Genomic DNA, 22445 nt, shown 5'->3' on the forward strand with positions numbered 1-22445 from the left:
GCCCGGAACCGTTGACAGTGCCACGCCACTCTCCTAGCGTGACGCAGTCGATCACCCGCGAGTAGGGACTGCTGATGGCCGAGGCCCGCCCGTACGACCTGGTCCTGTTCGGTGCCACCGGGTTCACCGGCGGGCTCACCGCCGAGTACCTCGCCCGCACCGCGCCCGAGGGCTGCCGCTGGGCGCTCGCCGGACGCGACGAGGGCAGGCTCGCCGCCGTCCGGGCGAGGCTGGCGGAGACCGACCCGCGCTGCGCCGACCTCCCGCTGCTGGTCGCGGACGCCGCCGACCGCGAGGCGCTGCGCGCCGTGGCCGCCTCCGCCCGGGTGGTGGTGTCCACCGTCGGCCCCTACCTGCGGCACGGCGAGCCGCTGGTGGCGGCCTGCGCGGACAGCGGCACCGACTACGTGGACCTCACCGGCGAGCCGGAGTTCGTCGACCGGATGTACCTCCGCCACCACGAGCGCGCCGTCGCCACCGGCGCGCGACTGGTGCACGCCTGCGGCTTCGACTCGGTGCCGCACGACCTCGGCGTGCTGTTCACCGTCGAGGAGTTGCTGCGCCGGGGCGGCCCCGCCGGCCGGGTCTCGGTCGAGGGCTTCGTCCGCGCCGGCGGCACCATCTCCGGCGGCACCTTCGCCTCCGCGATGACCGCCTTCTCCCGACCGCGCGCGATGGCCCGGGCCGCCCGGGCCCGGCGGGCGGCCGAACCCCGCCCCAAGGGACGGCTGGTCCGCACCCCCACCGGCCGCCCGCACCGCTCGCGGACGGCCCGGGCCTGGGCGGTGCCGATGCCCACGATCGACCCGCAGGTGGTGTCCCGCTCGGCCGCCGCCCTGGACGCGTACGGCCCGGACTTCGGCTACACCCACTACGCGGCCGTCCGACGGCTGCCGATCGCCCTCGGCGGCATCGCCACCGTGGCGGCGGTCGCCGTCGCCGCCCAACTCCCCGTGCTGCGACGCGCCCTGGGCCGGCTGCGCAAGCCCGGCGACGGCCCGAGCGCCGAGCAGCGGGCCCGCGCCTGGTTCGCCGTCCGCTTCGTGGCCCGGGCCCAGGGCGGGCCGACCGTCCTCACCGAGGTCTCCGGAGGCGACCCGGGCTACCAGGAGACCGCCAAGATGCTGGCGGAGTCGGCGCTCTGCCTGGCCTACGACGACCTGCCGCCGGTGGCCGGGCAGCTGACCACGGCGGTTGCGATGGGCCGGCCGCTGATCGACCGTCTGATCGCGGCCGGCCTCTCCTTCCGGGTCCTGGACACCCGGCCCACGACCGCCCCCGGCCGGTAGGGGCCGCCCCGCGGAACGGCTCAGGACCGCCCGCCCGGGGAACCGCCTCGGGGCCCGCCGCTCACCGGGTGCCGGCCCAGGGCCCGCCGCTCACCGGGTGCCGGCCCGGACGCCGCCGCCGCGCGTGCCCGTGCCGCGCCTCCTGCGCAGCCGGAGCGAGCCGAGGACACCGCGCAGTCCGCGCGCCCGGACCGGGGCGCCGGCGGGGGCTGCGGACGCGGACGCGGACGCGTACCGGGAACTGGTGCCCGTCCAGGAGGTGAGGGCCACCCGGAACCCGTCGAGCAGTAACGCGAAGCGACCGGTGTCCAGGACCACGCCTCCCGTGGTGCCCGCGGCGGCACCCCAGCCCGGAACCGGGCCCGAGCCGGAGCCGGCGGGGAAGCCGCTGCTGACCGCCGAGTACAGCCAGCGGAAGCGCCGTTCCTCCGCCTCCAGCCGTCCGCTGACGTCCCGCCGGGCCTGCGCCGCAGAGAGCCGGCCGTCGGCCATCCGGGCGGCCACCGCGTTGAAGGTCTCGCCGTCGCCCCCGTCCCCGCCGTCGCCGTCGCCATCGGTGTCGCCGGCGCCCGCGCCCGCGAGGTCGTTGGCGAGGATCCCGCAGGTCGAGAAGGCGTCCAGGAGATCGCGCACCAGGGGGTCGCTCCAGTCCGGCGTGACGCACTGCTCGGCGAGTTCGCACCACATGGCGGCCAGCAGCATGCCCCCGTCGGCCGGTCGGATCGTCAGGTACTCGCGCAGCGTGGGCGTCCGGCCCGGCTGGACGTAGTGCACCAGCTTGTCGCGCGCCGCGACGATCCACGCGTCCAGGTGCTCGCGGTAGCGCTGCCACCAGAAGTCGGGCATCGTCGCACGGGTCTGCCGCACCAGCTCCGCCAGCGCGTGGACGGCGGGATGGTCCTCGGGTGCGGGCCCGGCGCTCTCGGCGGCGACGCGCAGCAAGGACCGGGTGAACCGCTCGATCGCCTCCGGCGGGGCGGTGCGGAGGTCCCCGTCCAGCCGGTCGTCGGTGGTCCAGGTCCACAGGGCCCAGCGCGTGGCCAGGCTCAAGGGGGCGCTGCGGGCGGTCGGCCAGGCCCTGAGGCAGAGGTCCACGTACCCGTGCGCGAGGTACGCCTCGGGGGCGGGGTGCAGGCCGTGCCGCCTCAGGAAGGCGAGCGCGTCCATGCTCAGGTCGGCGCGTACGGCTTCCCGCTGCTGCGGGACGCGGCGGTGGAGGTCAGTCACCGGTCGGCTCCTCGGACAAAGGACCCGCGCCGACCGAGGCATGATCCTCGACCGGCGCGCGGCGTGAGTGGTCTCACGCAATGACAGACCAACGACCGTCGAGCCCAGCCGATGCGCCCCCGCCCCCGATTCCGCGATGCCGTCCACCCGACGGCCCCGACCCTCCCGGGGTCAGGCCCGGGCGCGGCCGTCGAGCAGATCCGGGTTGCGGCTGAGGCGGAGGGTGTCGACCTCCACGTAGCGACGGGAGTTGACCCCCCAGTCCAGGTTGCCGCGCATCCAGGCCTTCATGCCGTCCGCGAAGGTGCCGACGGCGGCCCGGTCGGCCTCCCCCAGGCCGTACCAGCTGCCGCAGAGGGCGAGGAGCGACTCCTCGGCGCGCAGGAAGGCGTCGACGTCGCGGGCGACCTTGCGGTACACGTGGTCGACGGCGTCCTGGAGCCCGCAGCCGAACTCCCGGCTCACCGCGAGCACGCCGTTGGTCACCTCCCCGACGACGAGTTCCTTCCGCAAGGAGAGCACGTCGTTGACCCAGACGACCACGTCGGAGGCCTTGGTGACCATCGTGCGCAGCTGCTCGGACTCGTGGAGCAGGGCGGGCACCTCCAGGCCGGCCGCGTACTCCAGCAGGTCCAGCGAGGGCGTGATGCCGCCGGAGGCCCGGCGCAGCTGGGTGTAGCCGCTCAGCGCGGGGACGTGCCGGTGCTCGCGGTTGACCGCCTCGTAGCGGAAGGCGTCCAGGAACTGCCCCATGTGGGTGATGAAGCGCAGCTGCCACCGGGTGCTCTGCCGGCCGGCCAGGCGCCGCCAGACCTCGGCGAGCTCGTCCGCGAGCGGCGGCGCGTCCCCGGCCGGCGGCGCGTCCCCGCCCGCCGACGCGTCCGGGGTCACCGGCGCGTCCCCGGCCGGCCGTGCGTCCCCGGCCGGCGCCGGTTCGCTGGGCCGGAGCGAGAGGGCGGCGAGCATCCGGAGGGTGGTACGGGTGTGGTCGGCGGCCTCCGCCGCGGCGCAGCCGTCGTACAGGTCGTCGATGACGAAGGCCCAGGTGAACCAGCCGGCGAGCGGAGCGAGTCGCTCCGCCCGCAGGTGCGGGTAGCAGCGGGCGATGAGCTCGCCCAGGTGGGTGTCGGCGAGCCGCCGTCGGGCGCGCGGCCCGTCCACCAGGCCGTAGCGGTCGGCCCACTCCAGGATGAGCCGCTCCAACTCCTCGCGGTGCGGGGACATCCGGGCGGGGAGCCGGTACAGGGCGTGGTCGGGGTCGGGCAGCAGGCGCAGGTCGAGGGGGACGGTGCGGGGGGTCGTCATACGGGTCTCAGCCTCCTTCGGGACGGTCCGGTTCCGTGCGGTTCCGTGCGGTTCCGTGTGTTCCGTGCCGGTCCGGCGCCGGTCCGGTCCGGTGCCGGCGCCGGCGCCGGTGCGGTTCACGGGCGGCCGTGCAGCCGCAGGCGCAGCGGGGCCGGGTGGATCACCGTCCACGGGCGGGGCTCGACCAGGTGCGCGGGCAGCGGCCCGGGCGGCGGTTCCAGCCGCCACCGGGAGGTCACGATCGCGACGGCCAGGGTCAGTTCGGTCAGGGAGTAGACGTCCCCGATGCACTGGCGGGAGCCGGTGCCGAAGGGGACGTAGGCCTGACGCGGGTGCTCGGCCTGACGGGCGGGCGACCAGCGGTCGACGTCGAAGCGTTCGGGGTCGGGGTAGTGGTCGGGGCGGTGGTGGAGGAGGTAGGGCGAGAGGAGGACGGCCGTGCCGGGGCGCAGCCGCACCCCGGCCAGCGACACGGGCGCGGTCACGGTGCGGCTGTAGAACCAGGCGGACGGGTAGAAGCGGAGCGTCTCCGCCACCACGCGGCGGGCGAGGTCCAGCCGCCTGACGTCGGCCAGGGTGACGTCGGCGGGGGTGGCGCCCGGGAGCCGCCGGGCGGGGAGGACGGCGCGCGCCTCCCGGGCGACGGCGTCGGCCAACTCCTCGTCCCGGGAGAGGAAGTGCAGCGCCCAGCCGAGTGCCGAGGCCGAGGTGCCGATGCCGCCGGTGAGCATGGTGACGACCTGGTCGCGCATCTCCCGGTCGGTCAGCCCCTCCCCGATCATCAGCGCGAGCAGGTCCTGGGCGCCGCCGTCCCCGGTGGGTCCGCCGCCGTCCCGGCGCTCCTCGATCGCGCCGTCGACCTCCGCGCTCACGGTGCGGCAGGCGTGCCGGAACCGGCGGTTGGCCCGGGTCGGCACCCGGTCGAGCCAGCGGAACGGGGAGCGCATCTGCCGGCCGATGCCCTGGTGGAAGTCCGGGTAGACGGCGGCGATCCGGGCCACCGCGGCCGAGGGGCCGTCCGCGGAGAACATCGTCCTGGTGATGATCCTGGCGATCAGCCGGTAGGCGTGCTCCTCGACCTCGATCACGCCGCCGTCCCGCCAGCCTCCCGCGGTGGCGTGGATCTCCTCCAGCATCACCGGCAGGTAGCAGTCGAAGGCGTCCGGCCGGAACGCGGGTTGGAGCTGCCGCCGCTGCCTGCGGTGCACGTCGCGGGGCGTGGAGCCGAGCCCGTCGCCCAGGAACCAGCGCAGCTTGTCGAAGAGCGGCCCGCCCTTGTCGAAGTGCCGGGTGTCGGTCAGCACGTGGTGGAACAGCTCGGGGGTGCAGACCATCACCGCCCGCTGGGGCCCCAGCCGGAGTTCCACCAGCTCGCCCTGCTCGGGCAGCGAGCGCAGGAACGGCAGCGGATGGCGGAAGAGCGCCGGGACGTGCCCGAGCACCGGGAGGGCGCCCGCCGCCCGGGCGAAGCGGTGGGTCGTGGTGGTGGTCGTCGTGGTGTTCGCGGTGGGTACCGTCATGTCTCCCCGTTCGACGCAGGGCGGAGGTCCGGAGCCGGCGGGAGGTGCCCGCCGTCCGGGGGGCAGTCAATCTGGCAGTCGGCCTGGGGAGTTGAGAAGCCCGGAAGCGATCCGAAAATATGTCTCGGGACCGTTTCCAGCCGCCGTGACGCGGACTGTCACGAGCTGTCCGCCGTCCGTCGGCCCGGGGCGCCCGCGGGGCGAAAGGCCGTTGCCCGGCGTCGGGCCCCGTGAGAGCATCGAGCCTCGATGGTCCGGCGCTTTCCGTTCGCGTACGTCAGGCGGACGGAAGGGGACGGACCATTGCCTTGTCCAGGACTTCGAGCAATCCGCCAGGATCTGCGAACGACGGGTACGGTTTGATGCACACCACAGCGCCGGCAGAAGCCCGCATCGAGGACGCGGGCCACGTCCTGGTCGCGCCTTCGCGGCTGCACGACCACGACCTCGCCAGGGAATTCCTCGGCTCCGTGATCACGCCGGAGGAGCTCGCCGCCGGTGAGCGGGACCTCACGGGGAAGACCGTCTACCTGTACGGCGGCGCATCCGAGGCCAGCGAGCGCCAACTACACTCGGCCGAGCGGGTGTTCGTCATCGGCGAGCCGCCACCCGGTCACCTGGGCGCCGAGGACGCCGGAGCCGGGGGAACCGGATACGCCGGGGGAGCCGACGGCGCCGACGGCCGTTGGCCCGTGGTCGGCCCCGGCCGGGTTCCGGTCCGGGTGCACGGTGTCGGCGTGCTCTACCGCCGGTTCTTCGGACTCGACGGCGACCATTTCGGACGGATCAGCGTGGAGCACGAATTCCAGTCACTGACGGAGTCCGACAAGCCCGGAAAGGCCCATCGCAGCGGAATCTACCTGACGCCCGTCACCCAGGACGGGGACGAACTGCACTTCCGTCTGCTCCGGTGCTCCACGAACCTCTCCGGGCCGACCGAGGGCTTCCGCCCGACCGACACCGACATCGTCGACGCCCTGAACCGCGAGGCCGCCGCCGTCTTCCGGAACCACGCGCCGCTGAACCACGTCCTCGCGCAGATCTACCACAACACCTCTGCCACCGCGGAGCGCAAGCAGTCCAAGGCCAGGATCGCGTCGCATGCCGACAAGACCAAGGACATGCCCGCCAACGGCATCATGGCCTTCTGCACCTTCTACGACGGGCTCGACAAGCTGCAGCCGCTGGCCGAGGACTCCTTCGACTACGGGGTGCGGAGGACCAGCGGGCTGACCAGGCTCCACTTCCGTCTCAAGGATCCGAGCGCAGAGTTCGACGGGGCCGCCCTGCCCGCGCAGTTCACCGTGACGCTCTATCCCGGTTCGGTCTTCTTCATGCCGCTGTCGACCAACCGCCTGTACACGCACGAGATCCGGCCCAGTGCGCTGGACGCCGCCGTGCTGCCGACCCGCCTGGGGTACGTGGTGCGCTGTTCGAGCGCCGAAGCCGTCCACAAGGACGGCCGCACCTTCCTCAAGACGGGCGGCGGCCTGGCGCGGCTGGAGCCGCCCACACCGGAGGGCATGGACGAGCTGCGCAGGCTGTACGCCGAGGAGAACCGGACCTCGGCCTTCATCGACTACGGCGAGGAACTCCTCTTCAGCATGAACACGGGAGACTACCGTGCCCCCCGCGTCTAGCATGTCGGACCAGGTCCTCCGCTACGCCCTGCCGCGCGAGGGCGACCTCTTCGCGGAGCTCACCGCGGCGACCCGCTGGGAGGACGTGGGGAAGGGCCGGCGGGGCGCGGTGCTCACCAGGGTCGACGAGGCGGGTGGCACGCCCCTCGTACGGACGACCACCCGGTACGGCACCCCGGCGCAGCGGTTCCGGGCCGTGCACGAGCGGCTGGCGCAGCGCGTCCGGGACGGCGCTGCGCTTCCGGTCGGCTTCAACAACGCCCTCGTCGAGACCTACACGAACGCCTACCGCACCATGGGCGGCCACTCCGACCAGGCCCTCGACCTGGCCGACGGGTCCTTCATCGCCGTCTTCTCCTGCTACCGGGATCCCGATGCGGGCCCGCCGAGGAAGCTGGTCTTCGAGTCGAAGGGGGACGACGGGGAGACCTTCGAGGTCCCCCTCCACGACCACGGCGTCGTGGCGTTCTCGGTCGACTCCAACCGGCGGCTCCGGCACCGGATCGTGCTGGACGCGCCCGCCCCGGCGGCGGACAACGCATGGCTGGGCGTGACCTTCCGGACCTCGAAGACCGTCGTGCGCTTCCGCGACGGACGTCCGTACCTCCCCGACGGCTCCCGCCTGCTGGCCGCCGACGAGGAGCAGCGGCAGGAGTTCTACCGGCTGCGGCGCCGCGAGAACCAGGAGACGGACTTCGGCTACCCCCCGCTGGCGTACACCGTCAGCGAGAGCGATCTACTACCGCCCGTCTGACCCGCCCGTCCGCCCCTAGCGGCTCACCCGGCCGGCGACCCGGGCAGGCCTCCCGCACGGCTCCGGGACGGTGCGCCGAGCAGGGGCTCGGACCCCGGCAGCCGACCGCCGGGCTCCGAGCCCGCGGGCCTGATCCGGGATCAGCCGGCCGTTTCCTGCTCGGCTTCCACCTGGGCGTTCCACTCCCGCTTGGCCGCCCGCCAGGCTTCGTCGTCCTGGCCGAACCGCCAGTAGCCCGAGGCGGACAGCCGCTCGCGCGGAACGCCGTGTTCCAGGCGCAGTCGGCGCCGCAGCTCCTTCACGAAGCCCGCCTCCCCGTGGACGAAGGCCGACACCGTCCCGGCGGGGAACTCCAGCGCGCGGACCGCTTCGACGAGGGCCTCGCCGACCGGGCGGTCGCCGCGGTGCAGCCAGGTGAGCTCGACGGCCGCGGGCGAGACGATCTTCTGTTCCTCGGCGGCGTCGGCGACCTCGATGAAGGCGTGCACCACGGCCCCGGCCGGCATCCGCTCCAGGGACGCCGCGATCGCGGGCAGGGCGCTCTCGTCGCCGGCGAGCAGGTGCCAGTCGGCGTCCGCCTCCGGGGCGTAGCCGCCGCCGGGGCCCAGGATGCGCACCGTCTCCCCCGGCTGCACCCGGGCGGCCCAGGGCCCGGCCAGGCCCTCGTCGCCGTGCACGACGAAGTCGAGGGTCAGTTCGCGCGGCACCGGGTCCCAGGCCCGCACGGTGTAGGTGCGGGTGACCGGCCACTGCTCGCGCGGGTACTCCTCGCGGATCCGCGCCAGGTCGAACGGCTCCGGGTAGGCCACGTTCGCCGGCGCGAAGAGCACCTTGACGTAGTGGTCGGTGAAGGCGGTGGCGTCGAAGTCGTCCAGCCCTTCGCCGCCGAGGACCAGGCGCACCATGTGCGGCGTGATCCGTTCGGTGCGCAGCACCCGCGTCTCTCGGGCGCGCGGCGTCCTGCGGGTCGGCTGATCGGTCATGGGGTCCCCCCGGTCATGCGGTCGGATCGATCGCCTGGTTAGGCTTGCCTAAGTTAGCAGGTCCGGTCCGCGGCGGGATTCACCCGGGCGAGGCCGGTCAGCGCTCGGCCACCGCGTCCGGATCCGGCCCGGGTCCGCCCCCTACGAGATCCCTCCCGACACCCCGTCCTGACGCCCCAGCGCCCGAAGGCGCGTCACCACGCCCTGGACCCCGTCCTGCCCGCGGATCCCGGTGGCGAGCCGGTCGGTCGCGAGGCGGTGGTCGGAGTGGTGGAGGGACCGCCGCAGGAGGCGGGTGAGGCGGTCGGCGGTGAGGCGGCGCAGCGGGAGGGCGGCGGGCGCCGCACCGAGGGCGGTCAGCCGGGACGCCCAGTAGGGCTGGTCCACCCGGACGGGGACGGGCAGCGTGAGGGTGGCCGCGCCGAGGGAGGCGTGGGTGGTTCCGGGGCCTGCGTGGTGCACGGCGGCCCGTACCCGGGGGAAGAGCCAGTCGTGCGGGCATTCGCCGATGGTGAGGACGTCCTCCGCCTCCTCCGCCCGGAGGCCGGCCCAGCCGGACTGGACGACGGCGCGCACCCGCAGCCTCCGGGCGGCGCTGACGACGGCGCGGCTGAGGTGCTCACCGTCGATCCGGTTCATGCTGCCGAAGCCGAAGTAGACGGGGGCCGGTCCGCCGTCGAGGAAGTCCCGGAGCCCGGCGTCGGGCCGCCAGCCGGGCGGGCGGGCCGCCGGCCAGTACCCGGTGGTCACGTGCCCGGTGGGCAGGGGGAAGCCGGGCGGCAGGAGGGCGTCGCTGATCCCGTAGAGGACGGGCCGCTCGCGCAGGGTGCGCAGCACGCGCGTCGCCTGCCGGACCGGCGTCCCGAGGCTGCCGGCCAGCTGGGCGAGGGCGGGTGCGTACATCGGGTGGAGCAGCGCCTTCGCGGCGGTGTCGGCGGCGAGGTGCTGCCTCCAGGGCAGGGCGGACATCAGCCGTGGGAGGACCATGGCGTGCGAGACGGTGTACACCCCGACGCAGGGCAGGCCGAGCCCGTCGCCGATGACCGCGCAGAGCGGGTGCAGCAGCGGGTGCGCCAGCAGGACGTCCGCCCCCTCGTCGGCTGCTTCCAGCAGGGTGCGCGCCGCCGTGCCGGCGATGTCCTGGCCGTTGCGCAGCCGTTCGCGCCACGGCTTGGGCCGGGCCATCAGCGCTTCCTGGTGGTCGAGCGGCATGCTGCGCACGGGCAGGCCGTGCTCGGCGAAGCGCGGCGCGTGGCGGCGGGAGGTGGCGACGGTGACGTGGAGGCCGGCGTCCCTGAGCCCGAGGGCCAGGCCGGTGTAGGGGGCGATGTCGCCGGTGGTGCCCCAGGTGGCGAGGAGGACGCGCGGCGCGCCGTCCGGTGGTGGGTTCACGTGGCTCGGTGCTTCCGGGTGGCAGGGGTGTCGGGCGGGAGCCGGGGTGTCGGGGGCTCAGGGGCAAAGGACGGTGGTGCCCGGCGTGGTCAGCGGCCGCCCGTCCAGGAAGCGGCTGATCAGGTCGGCGAAGTCGCCGTCGCGTTCCATGTGGAGCAGGTGGTCGGCGCCGTCCATGACCGCGAAGGTCACGTCGGTGATGGTGGCGGCGACGGCCCGGTTGTCGTCGACGCCGGTGATGGTGTCGTGTGCGCCGACCCCGACGAGCGCGGGCGTGTGCCGGATTCCGCCGGGCGGCAGCAGGCCGGCGTCGAGCAGCAGGTGTCCGCGCTCGCGGACGTAGCGGACGAGCGGGTCGTGCGGGGAGGACGTCAGCTGGTTCAGCAGGACCCGCGCGGCGGCGCGGATCTCCAGGACCTGCCTCCCGGCCCGGGGGTTGGTCAGCAGGCCGACCAGTCGCTCGGCGGCTTCCCGGTGGGAGTCGAGGGGCGTCCCGGGACGCTCCGCCTGTTCGGCGGGGGCCGCGTCCCCGGCCTCCTGGCCGCGGAGCGCGGCCTCCCGTCGCAGTCCCTCGCGGATCAGGGCCGTCAGGCGGGCTCCGGCGCGCGGGGCGGCGCCGAAGATCATCAGGTGGCTGACCCGGGCCGGGTGGCGCTGGGCGAGTCGGTAGGCGACCGGGTAGCCGGAGGAGACGCCGAGGGCGGCGAACCGTTCGATCCCGAGGTGGTCCGCGGCCCGGAGCGCGGCATCGGTCAGGTCGTCCCAGCCGAGCTCGGCGTGCTCCCGCCCGGGCGTGCGGGCGGGCGGCAGGTCGGGGATGAGCAGCGGGTGCCGGTCGGCGAGGTGGCGCTCCAGGCGCGCCCAGGAACGGCGGTCCTGCAGGCCGCCGCCGAGCACCAGCAGCGGAGCCGCGGACGGGCCGGTGCCGGGGGTGACGAACCGGCAGGGGTAGGTGGCGCCCCGCCAGGGGACGAGGTGGTCCGCCGCGGTGGTGACCGTGCGGGGCGGGGCTGTCATGCGGTGGCCCGCCGGTGGTCCTCGATGAACGCGGCCAGCTCGGCGATCGTCGAGGTGGCGGACAGGTCGGATTCCCGGATGACCAGGCCGTGGTCCTCCTCCAGGATCATGGCGAGGATGGCCACGGCCATGGAGTCGACGCCCGCTTCGGCGAGGGTCGCCCCGGGGGTGACCGGACCGGCGGGCAACGCGGCCTTGTGGGTGAGGACGTGGATGACGGTGGTGAGCATGTCCGGCATGGGACCGGGCCCTCCCGAGTGGCGTGTCAGGGGCGGAGGATGAGGTGGTGTCAGGGGCGGAGGACGAGGCGCTCCGGCCAGGTCACGGTGGTCGCGGCCCAGGACAGGCCGCTGCCGAAGGACACCAGGGCGGCACGCTGGCCGGGGGCCGGGGTGCCCTGCGCGGCCGCCTGGGCCAGGAGCAGGGGCACCGACGCCGCGGCGGTGTTGCCGACGGTCTCGATGTTGGTGGGCATCCGCTCCACCGGGAAGTCCAGGTCGGCGGCGACCGCCCGCATGATTGTCGCGTTCGCCTGGTGGGCGACGAGGACGTCGACCTCGTCCAGGGTCCAGCCGGCGGCCGCGACCGCCTCCCGTACGGCGTCGCTCATGCGGCGCACGGCCTGCTTCAGCACGTCGCTGCCGCTCATCCGCAGGAAGAGCTCGCCGCGCTTGTCGAGGGGCAGACGCTGGCGCGCGCCGCCGGCCGGGATGGCGATGATGTCCGCCATGGTGCCGTCGCTGCCCCACACCGTCGGGCCGAAGGTCGGCGGCTCGCCCGGTCCGGCGGCCCGCAGCACGGCGGCCCCGGCGCCGTCGCCGAACAGCGGCGCGGTGGTGGGGTCGTCCGGGTCGACCATCGCCGAGGCGCTCTCCGCGCCGATGACCAGCACGCTGCGCGCGCTCGCGGAGCTGATCAGCCCCCGGGCGAGTTCACAGGCGTACAGGAAGCCGGAGCAACCGGCGTTGAGGTCGAACGCGGGGATGCCGGTGAGGCCGAGCAGGGACGCCACCTCGGGGGCACCGGCGGGGCAGAGCCGGTCGGGCGTGGTGGTCGCGAGGATGAGCGCGTCGACCGCGCCCGCCCCGGCCGAGTCGAGGGCACGGCGGCCCGCCTCCGCCGCGAGGTGGACGGTGGCGGTGCCCGGGGTGACCCGGCGCCGCTGGGCGATGCCGATGCGGCGGTGCACGAAGGCGGCCGTCTGCGGTGTCATGACCTGGCTGTTGTCCACCACCGTCGGCGGGAGCCAGCTGCCGAGTCCACACAGCACGGTGTGCGTCAAGTCCCCTCCTGGAGAGCCTTCCTGGGCGGCCGGGGGCCGCGGTGATCGGGAGCCGTTCAGTCGGCCGTCGCGGTCACGGCTGCGGGCGCGCACGGGACGGACGGCGGTGGCGCCGGGTCCGCGGGCAGACGGGGCTGAGCGGTGGTGGGCAGAGCGGTGCTGAGCAGAGCGGTCGTGGGCCGAGCGGTGGTGGGCCGAGCGGTGGTGGGCAGAGCGGTGGTGGGCAGAGCGGTGGTGGGCAGAGCGGTGGTGGGCAGAGCGGTGGTGGGCAGACCCGTGAAGTGGCGCATCACCAGGTCCGCCGCCTCCCCGGGCCGTTCCAGGAAGACCCAGTGATCGGCCTCGGGGATGACGACGAACCGGCAGTCCCCGATGGTGGCGGCGAACTCCCGTTGCTCGGCCGCGGAACTGATGGTGTCGTGCTCCCCGCAGAAGACGAGGGTGGGGACTCCGTCCAGCCGGCCCACCGGGTCCAGGTTCTCCAGCACCGACCGCTCCATCGTGGTGAACCCGTGGGCGGTGCCGCTCACGGCCCGCAACGTCAGCCGCCGCACCAGCCGGTGGACGACGTCCCGGTTGCGGACGGGTGCCCGGCCCTGCGGGCACAGGAACATCTCCATGAGGACGTCCACCAGATCCTCGGCGTCGCCGGCCGCCATCCGTTCCGCGCCGCGCCCCCACAGGGCGGTCAGCTGGTCGCTGATCCGCACCGGCGTGCCGCCGAGCACGAGCCGGGCGACGCGCTCGGGGCGGCGCTGGGCGCAGCGGTGGGCGACGGCGGCGCCGAAGGAGTAGCCGAGCAGGTTGACGCGGTCGGCCCCGAGGTCGTCGAGCAGGGCCTCCACCACCTCGCACATCGTCTCCATCCCCTGGTCCGGGCGCAGCGGCGTCGACTCGCCCGCGCCCGGCAGGTCCACGGACACCAGGTCCCCGAAGGGAAGGACGTGCCGCTGGAGGACGGACCAGCCGTTCATGCCCTGCAGCACTCCCCCGATCGCGAGGACCGGGGCGATCGACGGGGTGGCGGCGGCCCGGACCACCTGGTACGAGAACGACGCCCCCTCGTGGGTGAGCCTGCGGACGGTCACTTCGCTCATGCCTCTCCTCCAACCGATGACGGGCACGACGGCCCGGCCCGAACCGATCAGCCGCGCGCGGCCACCCGCTGCGGGGCGGCGCCCGCGTCGGCCAGCGCGGCCTCGACCAGCTCCGCGGTCTGCCGCAGCGTCAGGCTGCCGGTCGCGTACGCGTCGTCCAGCTGGACGCCGTAGTGGTCGGAGAGGGTGACGAACAGCTCCACCTGGGCGATGGAGTCCAGCGCGAGGTCGGAGAAGCACACCTCCGGGGTCAGCTCCTGCGGCGGCACGTCGAAGGCCTGCGCCAGGTAGCCGGTGATGAAGTCCAGCGGTCGCCGGTCGAACACGTCCATGGGTCTCTGCCTTCCGTTGTTCCGGGTGCACGCCTTCCCGGTCGCGTGCGTTCTGGGTGCCCGTGCTCTCCGGGGCACGTGCGTTCCGGTCGGGGTCCGGGTCCGGATCCGCCGGGTCAGGAGACCAGCCGGTCAGGAAGCCAGCCGGTCAGGCCACCAGCCGGTCAGGCCACCGGCGGGATGTCCGGCCAGGTCATCGCCACCGCGCCCCACACCGCGCCGCCCCCGAAGGCGGTCAGCAGCGAGCGGGCCCCCGCGCCGACGGACTTCTGCCGCACCACGTCGTCCATGACCAGCGGGATCGAGGCGGAGGAGGTGTTCCCGACCTCGCGGATGTTCCCCAGCCGAGCGGACGGGCGGACCCCGACGAGGTCGGCCACCTTGTCGAGGATGCGCTGGTTCGCCTGGTGCCCGATGAACGCCTCGACGTCCTCCGCCTCCCAGCCGACCGCCGCCAGCGAGGACCGGGACACCTCCGTCATGCGCCGCACCGCGTGCGCGAACATCTGCGGGCCCTGCATCCGCAGACACCGCGCCCCGTGCCCCGCCGCCAGCCGGGCGTCCGGCCACCGGGCCCCGCCCGCGGCGATGACCGCCAGGTCCTTCTGCGTCCCGTCGCTCCCCAACCGGGTGGCCAGCACCGCGCCGGCCTCGTCGACGGTCCCGCGGCGCAGCACGACGGCCCCGGCGCCGTCGGCGAAGACGACCGCCGTCCCCCGGTCCGCCGTGTCCGTGATCGTCGACAGGGTCTCCGCACCGATCAGCAGCACGGTCTCCGCCGCGCCCGCCCTGATCCACGCGTCGCCGGCCGCGACCGCGTACACGAAGCCCGAGCAGGCCGCCGCGAGGTCGAAGGCCGGCACCGTACCGAGGCCCAGCTGCGCCGCGACCCACGGCGCCGTCGCCGGGGAGTGGTGGTCGGGGGTGGTCGTGGACACCACCACCAGGTCCACCGTCGCGACACCCGCGCTGCGCAGCGCCCGCTGACCGGCCCGCACCGCGAGGTCCCCGGTGCTCTCCCCCGGCCCGACCCAGCGGCGCGCCTCGATCCCCGTCCTCGACCGGATCCACTCGTCGTCGGTCTCCAGCAGGGCCAAGGGCTCGTCGGTGTTGCGCACCACGCGGGACGGCAGGTGGGACCCCGTCCCGATGACCACTGCGGCCGGGCAAGCTGACAACACGTCCCCCTGGAAAAGGTCGTTGCGGGTCGAAACCTCCAGGAGTCTCCCGTCACCCGGGGCGACGAAGCCCCCTGTCGGACGGACTCGCCCCGCCGCTCACACCACCGGGGGGTGTTCGCTACGCCGTCCGGCCGCATCCGGGTTTACGCCCCGCCCGCCGACCGGCGGCACGACCGCGACGACACCGTCCGGTCCCTTCCGCTCGCCGACTCCCCGCACCGGTGAGCGCCGCCGGCGCGGGATCCGCCGCCTCCTGAGACACGCGTCAGAGCGCCAGGGTCTGCCAGCCCCGGGTGATCCGGTCGTGGAGCGCGGCCGGGTCCGGGGCGCCCGGCTGGGCTTGCGCCAGGGCGGCCAGCAGGGCGGTGCCGTCGGCGGGGCGCCGCGCCGGGTCGAGGGCCAGCGCGCGGGTGACGACGGCGGCGAGCGCCGGGTCCAGGGCGAACACGGCCGCCATCGCGGCCGGTTCGGGGCCGGTCTCCACGATCCGGCGGATCACCGCGCCGGTGCTGGTCGCCGCGAACGGGCTGGCGCCGTGCGCCGCGCACACCACGCAGCACGCCCAGGCCCAGACGTCCGCCGCCGTGCCGACCCGCTCGTCACCGAACTGCTCCGGCGCCATGTACGTGAGGGTGCCGGGACCGCCGCCGGTCATGGTGAGCCGGGTGCCGTCCACGATCGCCGCGATGCCGAAGTCGAGCAGGCGCGGGCCGGCCGTGGTCAGCATGACGTTGGCCGGCTTGAGGTCCCGGTGCACCAGCCCGAGCCGGTGCACGCCGGACAACGCCACCGCGAGCGCCAGGGCCAGGGAGCGCAGCGCCTCCGCCGAGCGGATCGGCCCCTGCTCGCGCAGGTGGGCGTCGAGCGGCCGGCCGTCCAGCAGCTCCATGGCGAGGTAGGGCCGTCCGGCGTCGACGCCCGCGTCGAGCACCCGGGCGGTGTAGGCGCCCGGCACCATCGCGAGCACCTCGGACTCGCGCTGGAAGCGCCGCAACAGCTCGGTGTCGCCGAGGAGTTCGAGGTTGATCGTCTTCAGCGCGACCTGCGTCGCCGAGCCCTGCCGCTGGGCCAGGTAGACGGTGCCCATGCCGCCCGAGCCGATCCGGCCGAGCAGTTGGTAGCCGCCGATGGTGCGCGGCTCGTGCGGGCTGAGCGGCTGCCCGACGGGCGGCACGAACGGCTGGTGGGGCGGCTGCGCGGGCCGCTGCACCGGCGGGCCGGCCGGGACGTGCTGCGTCGGAACGTACGGTGCCGACGCGGGCTGGGCCGGAGCGTGGGGCACCGGAGCGTGAGGCACCGGAGCGTGCGCCGGCGGCGGGGTGGCCGGGGCCGCCGCGGGCGGCGGGGCGGCCGGTCCGCCGGCACCCGACGCGGGGACGACCGGCTCGTGCCGCCTGCTGGTGACGGTCGCACCGATCTGGAAGAGCAGGACGGCGAAGACCAGCCAGTACGGCAGCGCGAACGCGCCGAGCAGCGCGCGCAGGGCGAGCATGCCGTGGATCCGGCGCCAGGTGGCGGGAGCCGAGCGGACCTGCGCCGGCATCCGGACGGTCATCAGGTTGCGCTGGGTCAGGAACCAGAACAGCAGCCAGAGCAGCAGGGCCGAGATCACGGGGACGAGGTACCAGAGCCTCGCCGTCTGCAGGGCCAGGTGGGAGTCCATGCGGAGGTAGCGGGCGTTGTCGGTGTCGATCGGCTCCCGCAGGATCCGGTGGGTGTGGGAGTCGCCGAGGAACAGCAGGGCCTCCACCCCGGCCGCGAAGGCCAGCCCCACCGCCGGCGCCGCGATGAACGGCACTCGGCTGACCGCCGCGCCCGCCCCCACGGCCGCCGCCGCCCGCTGCCGCGTCGCCCGTTGCACCCACAGCAGCACGGGAAGCGTCACCACCCGCACCACCAGCAGCACCAGCAGGAGGAGGAGCGGCACCACCATGACGACTATCTGCATGTCTCCCCCTCGACCGAGCGCGCACCCGGAGTATAGGGGCGCCGACGGGCATCCGTCCGGCGCCCGGGTCGACCGCCCGGCAGGGCCCCGCGGGAGCCGGCGCCCCCGGCCCGCCCGGCGACGCCGGCGCCTTCACCGCGGCCCCGTGCCCGCCCGCGCCACCGGGCGGGCCCGTCGGCTACTGCCCGGGCTTGCGGCCGTGGTTCGCCCTCTTCTTGCGACGGGACCTCTTCTTGCGGGCTCGCTTGGACATCGGGTGCGTTCTCCTCGGTACGGGTCGGCTGGTCGGGTCAGGTGGTCGGGTCGGGCCCGGGCCAGGTGGTGGGGTCGGCTCCGGCTCCGGCTCAGGCCGCGCGGCCGACGAGCTGGTCGGCGAGCTTGGCGAGGCGGCGCTGCGAGCGCTCCTCCTGCGCGATCGCGGCGGTCGGGGCGAGGTCGCCACCGTCGTAGTACTCGCCGTTGACCAGCGCCGTCTCCGGCAGGCAGAGCCGGACGACGGCCGCCGCCCCCTCGGCCGCCGGCGCTCCGACCCGTCCGTACAGCGGGAGCAGCGCGGTGTCGCACTGGCCGGGGTTGAGGCTGACGGCGGTGATGCCGGACCCGTCGGGGGCCATGTCGCGGGTGTCCATGGTGAGCGCGAGCTGCGACTGCGCGTAGGCGGCGAGCCGCGAGTACTTCTTCACCCGGTGCGGGTCGGACCAGTTCATCGAGGCGGTGCGGTGCAGGGAGGACGAGACGTTGACGATCCGGGCGTCGCCGGCCGCCGCCAGCGGGGCGCGCAGGAGCTTCGCGAGCAGGTGCGCGGCGAGGAAGTTGACCTGCAGCGAGACCTCGTTGCCGTCGTCGGTGAGGGTGCAGCGCTCGGGCGCCAGGACGGCGGCGTTGTTCACCAGCAGGTCCAGCGCCGGGTGGTGCGCCACGACCGTGCCGGCCAGCCGGGCGACCTCGGCGAGGCGGGTGAAGTCGGCGGCGAGCTCGACGAGTCGCTCGCGCCGTGCGCCGGCCGCGACCAGTCGTTCGACGGCGTCCCCGGCCTCGGCGGCCGTCCGGGCGTGCACGAGGACGGTGGCGCCGTGCCCGGCGAGCAGGCGGGCGGTCTCCCAGCCGATGCCGGCGGAGGCGCCGGTGACGAGGGCGGTGCGGGCGGACAGAACAGCGTCGGACATGACCCATCCAGGGGTGACAGGGCACGGCCGGGGTGCCGGCCGGGCACGAGGGCGCGCCCGGCGGGTGCCGGTGCCGTGCGGACGTGGTGCTGCGTTGAGGGGCTCACCGGCCCTGCGGCGTCCGTGGACGGCCGCGCGGCGTCGCGCCGGGGCTGGTGGCCGGAAGGAGGACCGAACTCCCGCCGGAACGGCGTCAGTTCGTCCGGGTCCGAGCTCGGCGGGCAGAACTCCCGTGCTACCGGACCGCGGTGAGGACCGCGACAGCGACGACCCGCGGCCGCGGATGCGGCGGGCGGTCGTGGTGGCGTGTCGAGCGGTTCATGCCGTCCATCAAAGTCGGCCCGGCCTCCCGGAGCAAGCCCGGCCAGCCCTCCTGACGAAACCCTGACGCCGAAGGGTCGGCGGGCCCCCCGGCGGCGTGCTCGCCAGGGCGGCGGACCCCCGGCGGTCCTCTCGGCGCGCCCCTCGGCGGTCCTCTCGGCCCGTCCCTCGGCGGTCCTCGCGGCGCACCCCTCGGCGGGGCGTTCGACCGAGCGGGCGGTCGCCTATCAGGGATCCCCCGGCGCCGCACGCGGATCACCTCGAACCGCCGGACTTCCCCGCCCCCGTGGCGAGTCGCGCGCGCCGAACCGCTACCGTGGGTGGCTTCCCTCCCCCGCCGCCAGGAGTGTCTCCCCGTGTCCGACAGCTTCGCCCACCTGCACGTCCACACCGAGTACTCGATGCTGGACGGGGCCGCCAAGAACGGCAAGCTGTTCGCCGAGGCCGAGCGGCAGGGCATGCCCGCCATCGCGATGAGCGACCACGGCAACATGTTCGGCGCCTACGAGTTCTTCCACGCCGCAGCCAAGACCGGCGTGAAGCCGATCATCGGCATCGAGGCGTACGTCGCCCCGGGCTCGCGCTTCCTGAAGAAGCAGGTGTTCTGGTCCCCCGGCGGCCAGCGTCCGACCGGGGCCGACGGCGAGGGCGGCAAGGACGTCTCCGGTGGTGGCCGCTACACCCACATGACCATGTGGGCGCAGAACGCGACCGGCCTGCGGAACCTCTTCAAGCTCTCCTCGCTCGCGTCGATGGAGGGCTACTACATGAAGCCCCGCATGGACCGCGAGCTGATCGCCGCCAACGCCGGCGGCATCATCGCCACCACCGGCTGCCCCTCCGGCGAGGTGCAGACCCGGCTGCGGCTGGGCCAGTACGAGGAGGCGGTCAAGGCCGCCGGGGCCTACCAGGACATCTTCGGCAAGGAGAACTACTTCCTGGAGCTGATGGACCACGGCCTCGCCATCGAGCAGGACGTCCGTCAGGACCTGCTGCGCCTCGCCAAGCAGCTGAACATCCCGCTGCTCGCCACGAACGACTCGCACTACGTGACCGCCGACCAGGCGGACGCCCACGACAGCCTGCTCTGCGTCGGCGTGGGCAAGAACAAGGACGACCCGAACCGGTTCAAGTTCCAGGGCACCGGCTACTACGTGAAGACCGCCGCGGAGATGCGCGAGCTCTTCCGCGAGCTGCCGGAGGCCTGCGACAACACGCTGGCGATCGCCGAGCGCGTGGAGTCGTACGAGGAGGTCTTCACCTACGTCGACCGGATGCCGCAGTTCGACGTGCCCGAGGGCGAGACCCAGGCGTCGTACCTGCGCCAGAAGATCGCCGCCGGCCTCAAGCACCGCTACGGCGAAAACCCCGGCCAGGAGGTGCTGGACCGGATCGAGCTGGAGATGGGCGTGATCACCCCGATGGGGTTCGACGCCTACTTCCTCGTGGTCGCCGACATCTGCCAGTACGGCCGGGACAACGGCATCCCGGTCGGCCCCGGCCGAGGGTCGGCGGCCGGCTCGATGGTCGCCTACCTGACCGGGATCACCCAGCTGGACCCGCTGGAGCACGACCTGCTGTTCGAGCGCTTCCTCAACCCCGAGCGCATCAACCCCCCGGACGTCGACATCGACTTCGACGACCGCCAGCGCGACCAGATGGTCCGCTACGTCACCGAGAAGTACGGCGCCGCGTACACGGCGCAGGTGAACACCTTCGGCACGATCAAAGCCAAGGCGGCCGTGAAGGACGCCAACCGCATCCTCGGCTACCCCTTCTCGATGGGCGACCGGATCACCAAGGCGATGCCGCCGGACGTCATGGGCAAGGGCGTCCCGCTGGCCGACCTGTTCAACGAGAAGCACCCCCGCTACAACGAGGGCACCGAGATCCGCGGGCTGTACGAGAACGAGCCCGACGTCAAGAAGATCATCGACACCGGCCGGGGCATCGAGGGCCTGATCCGCGGCACCGGCGTGCACGCCGCCGCCGTCATCCTCTCCTCCACCCCGCTGCTCGACCTGATCCCGCTGCACATGCGGGACAAGGACGGCGTGATCATCACCGGCTTCGACTACCCGTCGTGCGAAGCCATGGGCCTGATCAAGATGGACTTCCTGGGTCTGCGGAACCTGGGCATCATCGACCACTGCATCAAGATCGTGAAGGCCAACCGCGGCGTCGACGTCGACATCGAGAAGATCCCGATCGACGACCCCACCACCTACCAGCTGCTCGCCCGGGGCGACACCCTCGGCGTGTTCCAGCTCGACGGCGGTCCGATGCGCGCCCTGCTCAAGCTGATGAAGCCCACCGAGTTCGCCGACATCTCCGCCGTCTCGGCGCTATACCGGCCCGGCCCGATGGGCATGAACTCGCACACCAACTACGCCCTGCGCAAGAACGGCCAGCAGGAGATCGTCCCGATCCACCCCGAGCTGGAGGAGCCGCTCAAGGAGGTCCTCGGCCCCACCTACGGGCTGATCGTCTACCAGGAGCAGGTCCAGCGAGCCGCCCAGGTGCTGGCCGGCTACTCGCTCGGCCAGGCCGACCTGCTCCGCCGCGCGATGGGCAAGAAGAAGAAGGAGGTGCTGGAGAAGGAGTTCGTCCCCTTCCACGCGGGCTGCAAGGAGCGCGGCTACTCCGACGAGGCCATCCAGGCCGTGTGGGACGTCCTCGTCCCGTTCGCCGGCTACGCCTTCAACAAGTCGCACTCCGCGGCGTACGGCCTGGTCTCGTACCAGACCGCCTACCTGAAGGCGAACTACCCCGCCGAGTACATGGCCGCCCTGCTGACGTCCGTCGCCGACGACAAGGACAAGATGGCGGTCTACCTGGCCGAGTGCCGGCAGATGGGCATCCGCATCCTCTCCCCCGACGTCAACGAGTCGGTGGTCGACTTCACCGCCGTCGGCAGCGACGTCCGGTTCGGGCTCAAGGCCGTGCGCAACGTCGGCGTACCGGTGATCGAGTCGCTGGTGAGGACCCGGAAGGAGAAGGGCAAGTACACCTCCTTCGCGGACTTCCTGGACAAGGTCGAGCTGGTGGTCTGCAACAAGCGCACCGTCGACTCCCTGGTCAAGGCGGGCGCCTTCGACTCGCTCGGCCACACCCGCCTGTCGCTGAGCAGCGTGCACGAGAGCGCGATCGACGCCGTCACCGGGCTGAAGAAGCAGCAGGCCATCGGCCAGGACGACCTGTTCGGCGCCCTCACCGGCGGCGACGACGCCCCCGCGATCGGGCTCGACTTCCAGCTCACCGACAACGAGTGGCCGCGCCGCCAACTCCTCTCCCTGGAACGGGAGATGCTGGGGCTCTACGTCTCCAGCCACCCGCTCGACGGCGCCGAGCACATCCTCTCCCAGAACCGCGACACGTCGATCGCGGAACTCCTCGGCTCCGGCCGCTCCGAGGGCGAGGTCCGGCTCTCCGGTCTGATCACCGGTGTCGACCGGCGCATCAACAAGGCCGGCAACGCCTGGGCGATCATCACCCTCGCCGACCGCGACGGCTCGGTCGAGGTGCTGTTCTTCCCCGCGACCTACAACCTGATGGCCGATCAGATGGTCGAGGACAACGTGATCTCGGTCCGCGGCCGCCTCAACGAACGCGACGGCTCACTGAGCATCTTCGGCCAGGAGATCACCACCCTCGACGTCTCCTCCGCCGAACTCGGTACCAAGCCGCCCGTCCAGATCACCGTCCCCCTCGGCAGGATCACCCCCGACACCGTCGCCGAACTCAAGCTCGCCCTGCAGGCCCACCCGGGCGACGTCCCGGTCCGCCTGCTGACCACCAACTGGGACAAGGACACCCTCTACGAGCTCGGCTACCAGGTGAACCCCGACAACGGCCTCGCCTCGGACATCAAGACCCTCCTCGGCAACCGCGCCTGGGCGGGCACCGCGTAGCGGGGGGGGGGGGGGGGGGGGGGGGGGGGGGGGGGGGGGGGGAGGGAACCGGGGAAAGAAGGGGAAGAGAAGGAGGGAGC

Annotated in this window: 18 protein-coding genes; 4 read left to right on the forward strand and 14 right to left on the reverse strand. The window is 73.8% G+C overall.

Annotated features, from left to right (window positions below; all coding sequences use genetic code 11):
* The first annotated feature begins 74 nt into the window (after positions 1 to 74).
* Complete coding sequence (locus tag ACZ6Y7_RS11795) at positions 75 to 1289, forward strand: saccharopine dehydrogenase family protein (RefSeq protein ID WP_465757726.1); 1215 nt, start codon at positions 75 to 77, stop codon at positions 1287 to 1289.
* Between the two features lie 90 nt (positions 1290 to 1379).
* Here the strand turns inward: ACZ6Y7_RS11795 and ACZ6Y7_RS11800 are convergent, their stop codons facing one another.
* The 3 genes from ACZ6Y7_RS11800 to ACZ6Y7_RS11810 all read right to left on the reverse strand — a co-directional run bounded on the left by ACZ6Y7_RS11800 (position 1380) and on the right by ACZ6Y7_RS11810 (position 5341).
* Positions 1380 to 2516 (reverse strand): terpene synthase family protein, encoded by a 1137-nt coding sequence (locus ACZ6Y7_RS11800; RefSeq protein ID WP_465757727.1) that lies wholly within the window; start codon positions 2514 to 2516, stop codon positions 1380 to 1382.
* A gap of 171 nt (positions 2517 to 2687) precedes the next feature.
* On the reverse strand, positions 2688 to 3821 hold the full coding sequence (locus ACZ6Y7_RS11805; protein ID WP_465757728.1) for a terpene synthase family protein: 1134 nt from the start codon (positions 3819 to 3821) through the stop codon (positions 2688 to 2690).
* Positions 3822 to 3937: 116 nt separating this feature from the next.
* Entirely contained in the window at positions 3938 to 5341 is a 1404-nt protein-coding gene (locus ACZ6Y7_RS11810) for a cytochrome P450 (protein WP_465757729.1), read from the reverse strand.
* 362 nt (positions 5342 to 5703) lie between these two features.
* Here ACZ6Y7_RS11810 and ACZ6Y7_RS11815 point away from each other — a divergent pair, with 362 nt between their 5' ends.
* Complete coding sequence (locus ACZ6Y7_RS11815; RefSeq protein ID WP_465757730.1) at positions 5704 to 6981, forward strand: hypothetical protein; 1278 nt, start codon at positions 5704 to 5706, stop codon at positions 6979 to 6981.
* Positions 6965 to 7735 carry a hypothetical protein gene (locus tag ACZ6Y7_RS11820; RefSeq protein ID WP_465757731.1) on the forward strand — a complete coding sequence of 257 codons (771 nt, stop codon included), beginning with the start codon at positions 6965 to 6967 and terminating at the stop codon, positions 7733 to 7735. Before ACZ6Y7_RS11815 ends, ACZ6Y7_RS11820 begins: the two co-directional genes overlap by 17 nt.
* A 140-nt stretch (positions 7736 to 7875) precedes the next feature.
* Here ACZ6Y7_RS11820 and ACZ6Y7_RS11825 read toward each other — a convergent pair whose 3' ends face one another.
* From ACZ6Y7_RS11825 to ACZ6Y7_RS11875, 11 genes are all read right to left on the reverse strand, one after another.
* Positions 7876 to 8718: a siderophore-interacting protein gene (locus ACZ6Y7_RS11825; protein WP_465757732.1), complete on the reverse strand. Its 843-nt coding sequence runs from the start codon at positions 8716 to 8718 to the stop codon at positions 7876 to 7878.
* A 141-nt stretch (positions 8719 to 8859) separates the two neighbouring features.
* Complete coding sequence (locus ACZ6Y7_RS11830; RefSeq protein ID WP_465757733.1) at positions 8860 to 10110, reverse strand: glycosyltransferase; 1251 nt, start codon at positions 10108 to 10110, stop codon at positions 8860 to 8862.
* A gap of 57 nt (positions 10111 to 10167) precedes the next feature.
* Positions 10168 to 11127, reverse strand: coding sequence for an alpha/beta fold hydrolase (locus ACZ6Y7_RS11835; protein ID WP_465757734.1), 960 nt, complete (start codon positions 11125 to 11127; stop codon positions 10168 to 10170).
* A complete protein-coding gene (locus ACZ6Y7_RS11840) occupies positions 11124 to 11357 on the reverse strand; it encodes an acyl carrier protein (RefSeq protein ID WP_465757735.1) in 234 nt (77 codons plus the stop codon). Before ACZ6Y7_RS11840 ends, ACZ6Y7_RS11835 begins: the two co-directional genes overlap by 4 nt.
* Before the next feature lie 59 nt (positions 11358 to 11416).
* Positions 11417 to 12409, reverse strand: coding sequence for a beta-ketoacyl-ACP synthase 3 (locus ACZ6Y7_RS11845; protein WP_465757736.1), 993 nt, complete (start codon positions 12407 to 12409; stop codon positions 11417 to 11419).
* A gap of 56 nt (positions 12410 to 12465) precedes the next feature.
* Positions 12466 to 13506 (reverse strand): alpha/beta fold hydrolase, encoded by a 1041-nt coding sequence (locus tag ACZ6Y7_RS11850; RefSeq protein WP_465757737.1) that lies wholly within the window; start codon positions 13504 to 13506, stop codon positions 12466 to 12468.
* A gap of 47 nt (positions 13507 to 13553) precedes the next feature.
* The gene (locus tag ACZ6Y7_RS11855; RefSeq protein ID WP_465757738.1) at positions 13554 to 13838 is read right to left on the reverse strand and encodes an acyl carrier protein; all 285 of its coding nucleotides are present in this window, start codon (positions 13836 to 13838) and stop codon (positions 13554 to 13556) included.
* Positions 13839 to 14002: 164 nt separating this feature from the next.
* A complete protein-coding gene (locus ACZ6Y7_RS11860) occupies positions 14003 to 15019 on the reverse strand; it encodes a beta-ketoacyl-ACP synthase III (RefSeq protein ID WP_465757739.1) in 1017 nt (338 codons plus the stop codon).
* Between the two features lie 265 nt (positions 15020 to 15284).
* The gene (locus ACZ6Y7_RS11865; RefSeq protein ID WP_465757740.1) at positions 15285 to 16967 is read right to left on the reverse strand and encodes a serine/threonine-protein kinase; all 1683 of its coding nucleotides are present in this window, start codon (positions 16965 to 16967) and stop codon (positions 15285 to 15287) included.
* Between the two features lie 178 nt (positions 16968 to 17145).
* On the reverse strand, positions 17146 to 17220 hold the full coding sequence (locus ACZ6Y7_RS11870; RefSeq protein WP_465758021.1) for a 50S ribosomal protein bL37: 75 nt from the start codon (positions 17218 to 17220) through the stop codon (positions 17146 to 17148).
* 91 nt (positions 17221 to 17311) lie between these two features.
* The gene (locus ACZ6Y7_RS11875; RefSeq protein WP_465757741.1) at positions 17312 to 18133 is read right to left on the reverse strand and encodes an SDR family NAD(P)-dependent oxidoreductase; all 822 of its coding nucleotides are present in this window, start codon (positions 18131 to 18133) and stop codon (positions 17312 to 17314) included.
* Positions 18134 to 18810: 677 nt separating this feature from the next.
* Here ACZ6Y7_RS11875 and dnaE point away from each other — a divergent pair.
* Positions 18811 to 22365: a DNA polymerase III subunit alpha gene (gene dnaE, locus ACZ6Y7_RS11880; RefSeq protein WP_465757742.1), complete on the forward strand. Its 3555-nt coding sequence runs from the start codon at positions 18811 to 18813 to the stop codon at positions 22363 to 22365.
* Positions 22366 to 22445: the final 80 nt, after the last annotated feature.

The sequence above is a fragment of the Kitasatospora sp. NPDC053308 genome (assembly GCF_055585785.1).

Coding starts and splice junctions, on each gene's coding strand:
- ACZ6Y7_RS11795 (WP_465757726.1), top strand. CDS start 75: ATGGCCGAGGCCCGCCCGTACGACCTGGTCCTGTTCGGTGCCACCGGG.
- ACZ6Y7_RS11805 (WP_465757728.1), bottom strand. CDS start 3,821: ATGACGACCCCCCGCACCGTCCCCCTCGACCTGCGCCTGCTGCCCGAC.
- ACZ6Y7_RS11810 (WP_465757729.1), bottom strand. CDS start 5,341: ATGACGGTACCCACCGCGAACACCACGACGACCACCACCACGACCCAC.
- ACZ6Y7_RS11815 (WP_465757730.1), top strand. CDS start 5,704: ATGCACACCACAGCGCCGGCAGAAGCCCGCATCGAGGACGCGGGCCAC.
- ACZ6Y7_RS11825 (WP_465757732.1), bottom strand. CDS start 8,718: ATGACCGATCAGCCGACCCGCAGGACGCCGCGCGCCCGAGAGACGCGG.
- ACZ6Y7_RS11835 (WP_465757734.1), bottom strand. CDS start 11,127: ATGACAGCCCCGCCCCGCACGGTCACCACCGCGGCGGACCACCTCGTC.
- ACZ6Y7_RS11840 (WP_465757735.1), bottom strand. CDS start 11,357: ATGCTCACCACCGTCATCCACGTCCTCACCCACAAGGCCGCGTTGCCC.
- ACZ6Y7_RS11850 (WP_465757737.1), bottom strand. CDS start 13,506: ATGAGCGAAGTGACCGTCCGCAGGCTCACCCACGAGGGGGCGTCGTTC.
- ACZ6Y7_RS11855 (WP_465757738.1), bottom strand. CDS start 13,838: ATGGACGTGTTCGACCGGCGACCGCTGGACTTCATCACCGGCTACCTG.
- ACZ6Y7_RS11865 (WP_465757740.1), bottom strand. CDS start 16,967: ATGCAGATAGTCGTCATGGTGGTGCCGCTCCTCCTCCTGCTGGTGCTG.
- ACZ6Y7_RS11875 (WP_465757741.1), bottom strand. CDS start 18,133: ATGTCCGACGCTGTTCTGTCCGCCCGCACCGCCCTCGTCACCGGCGCC.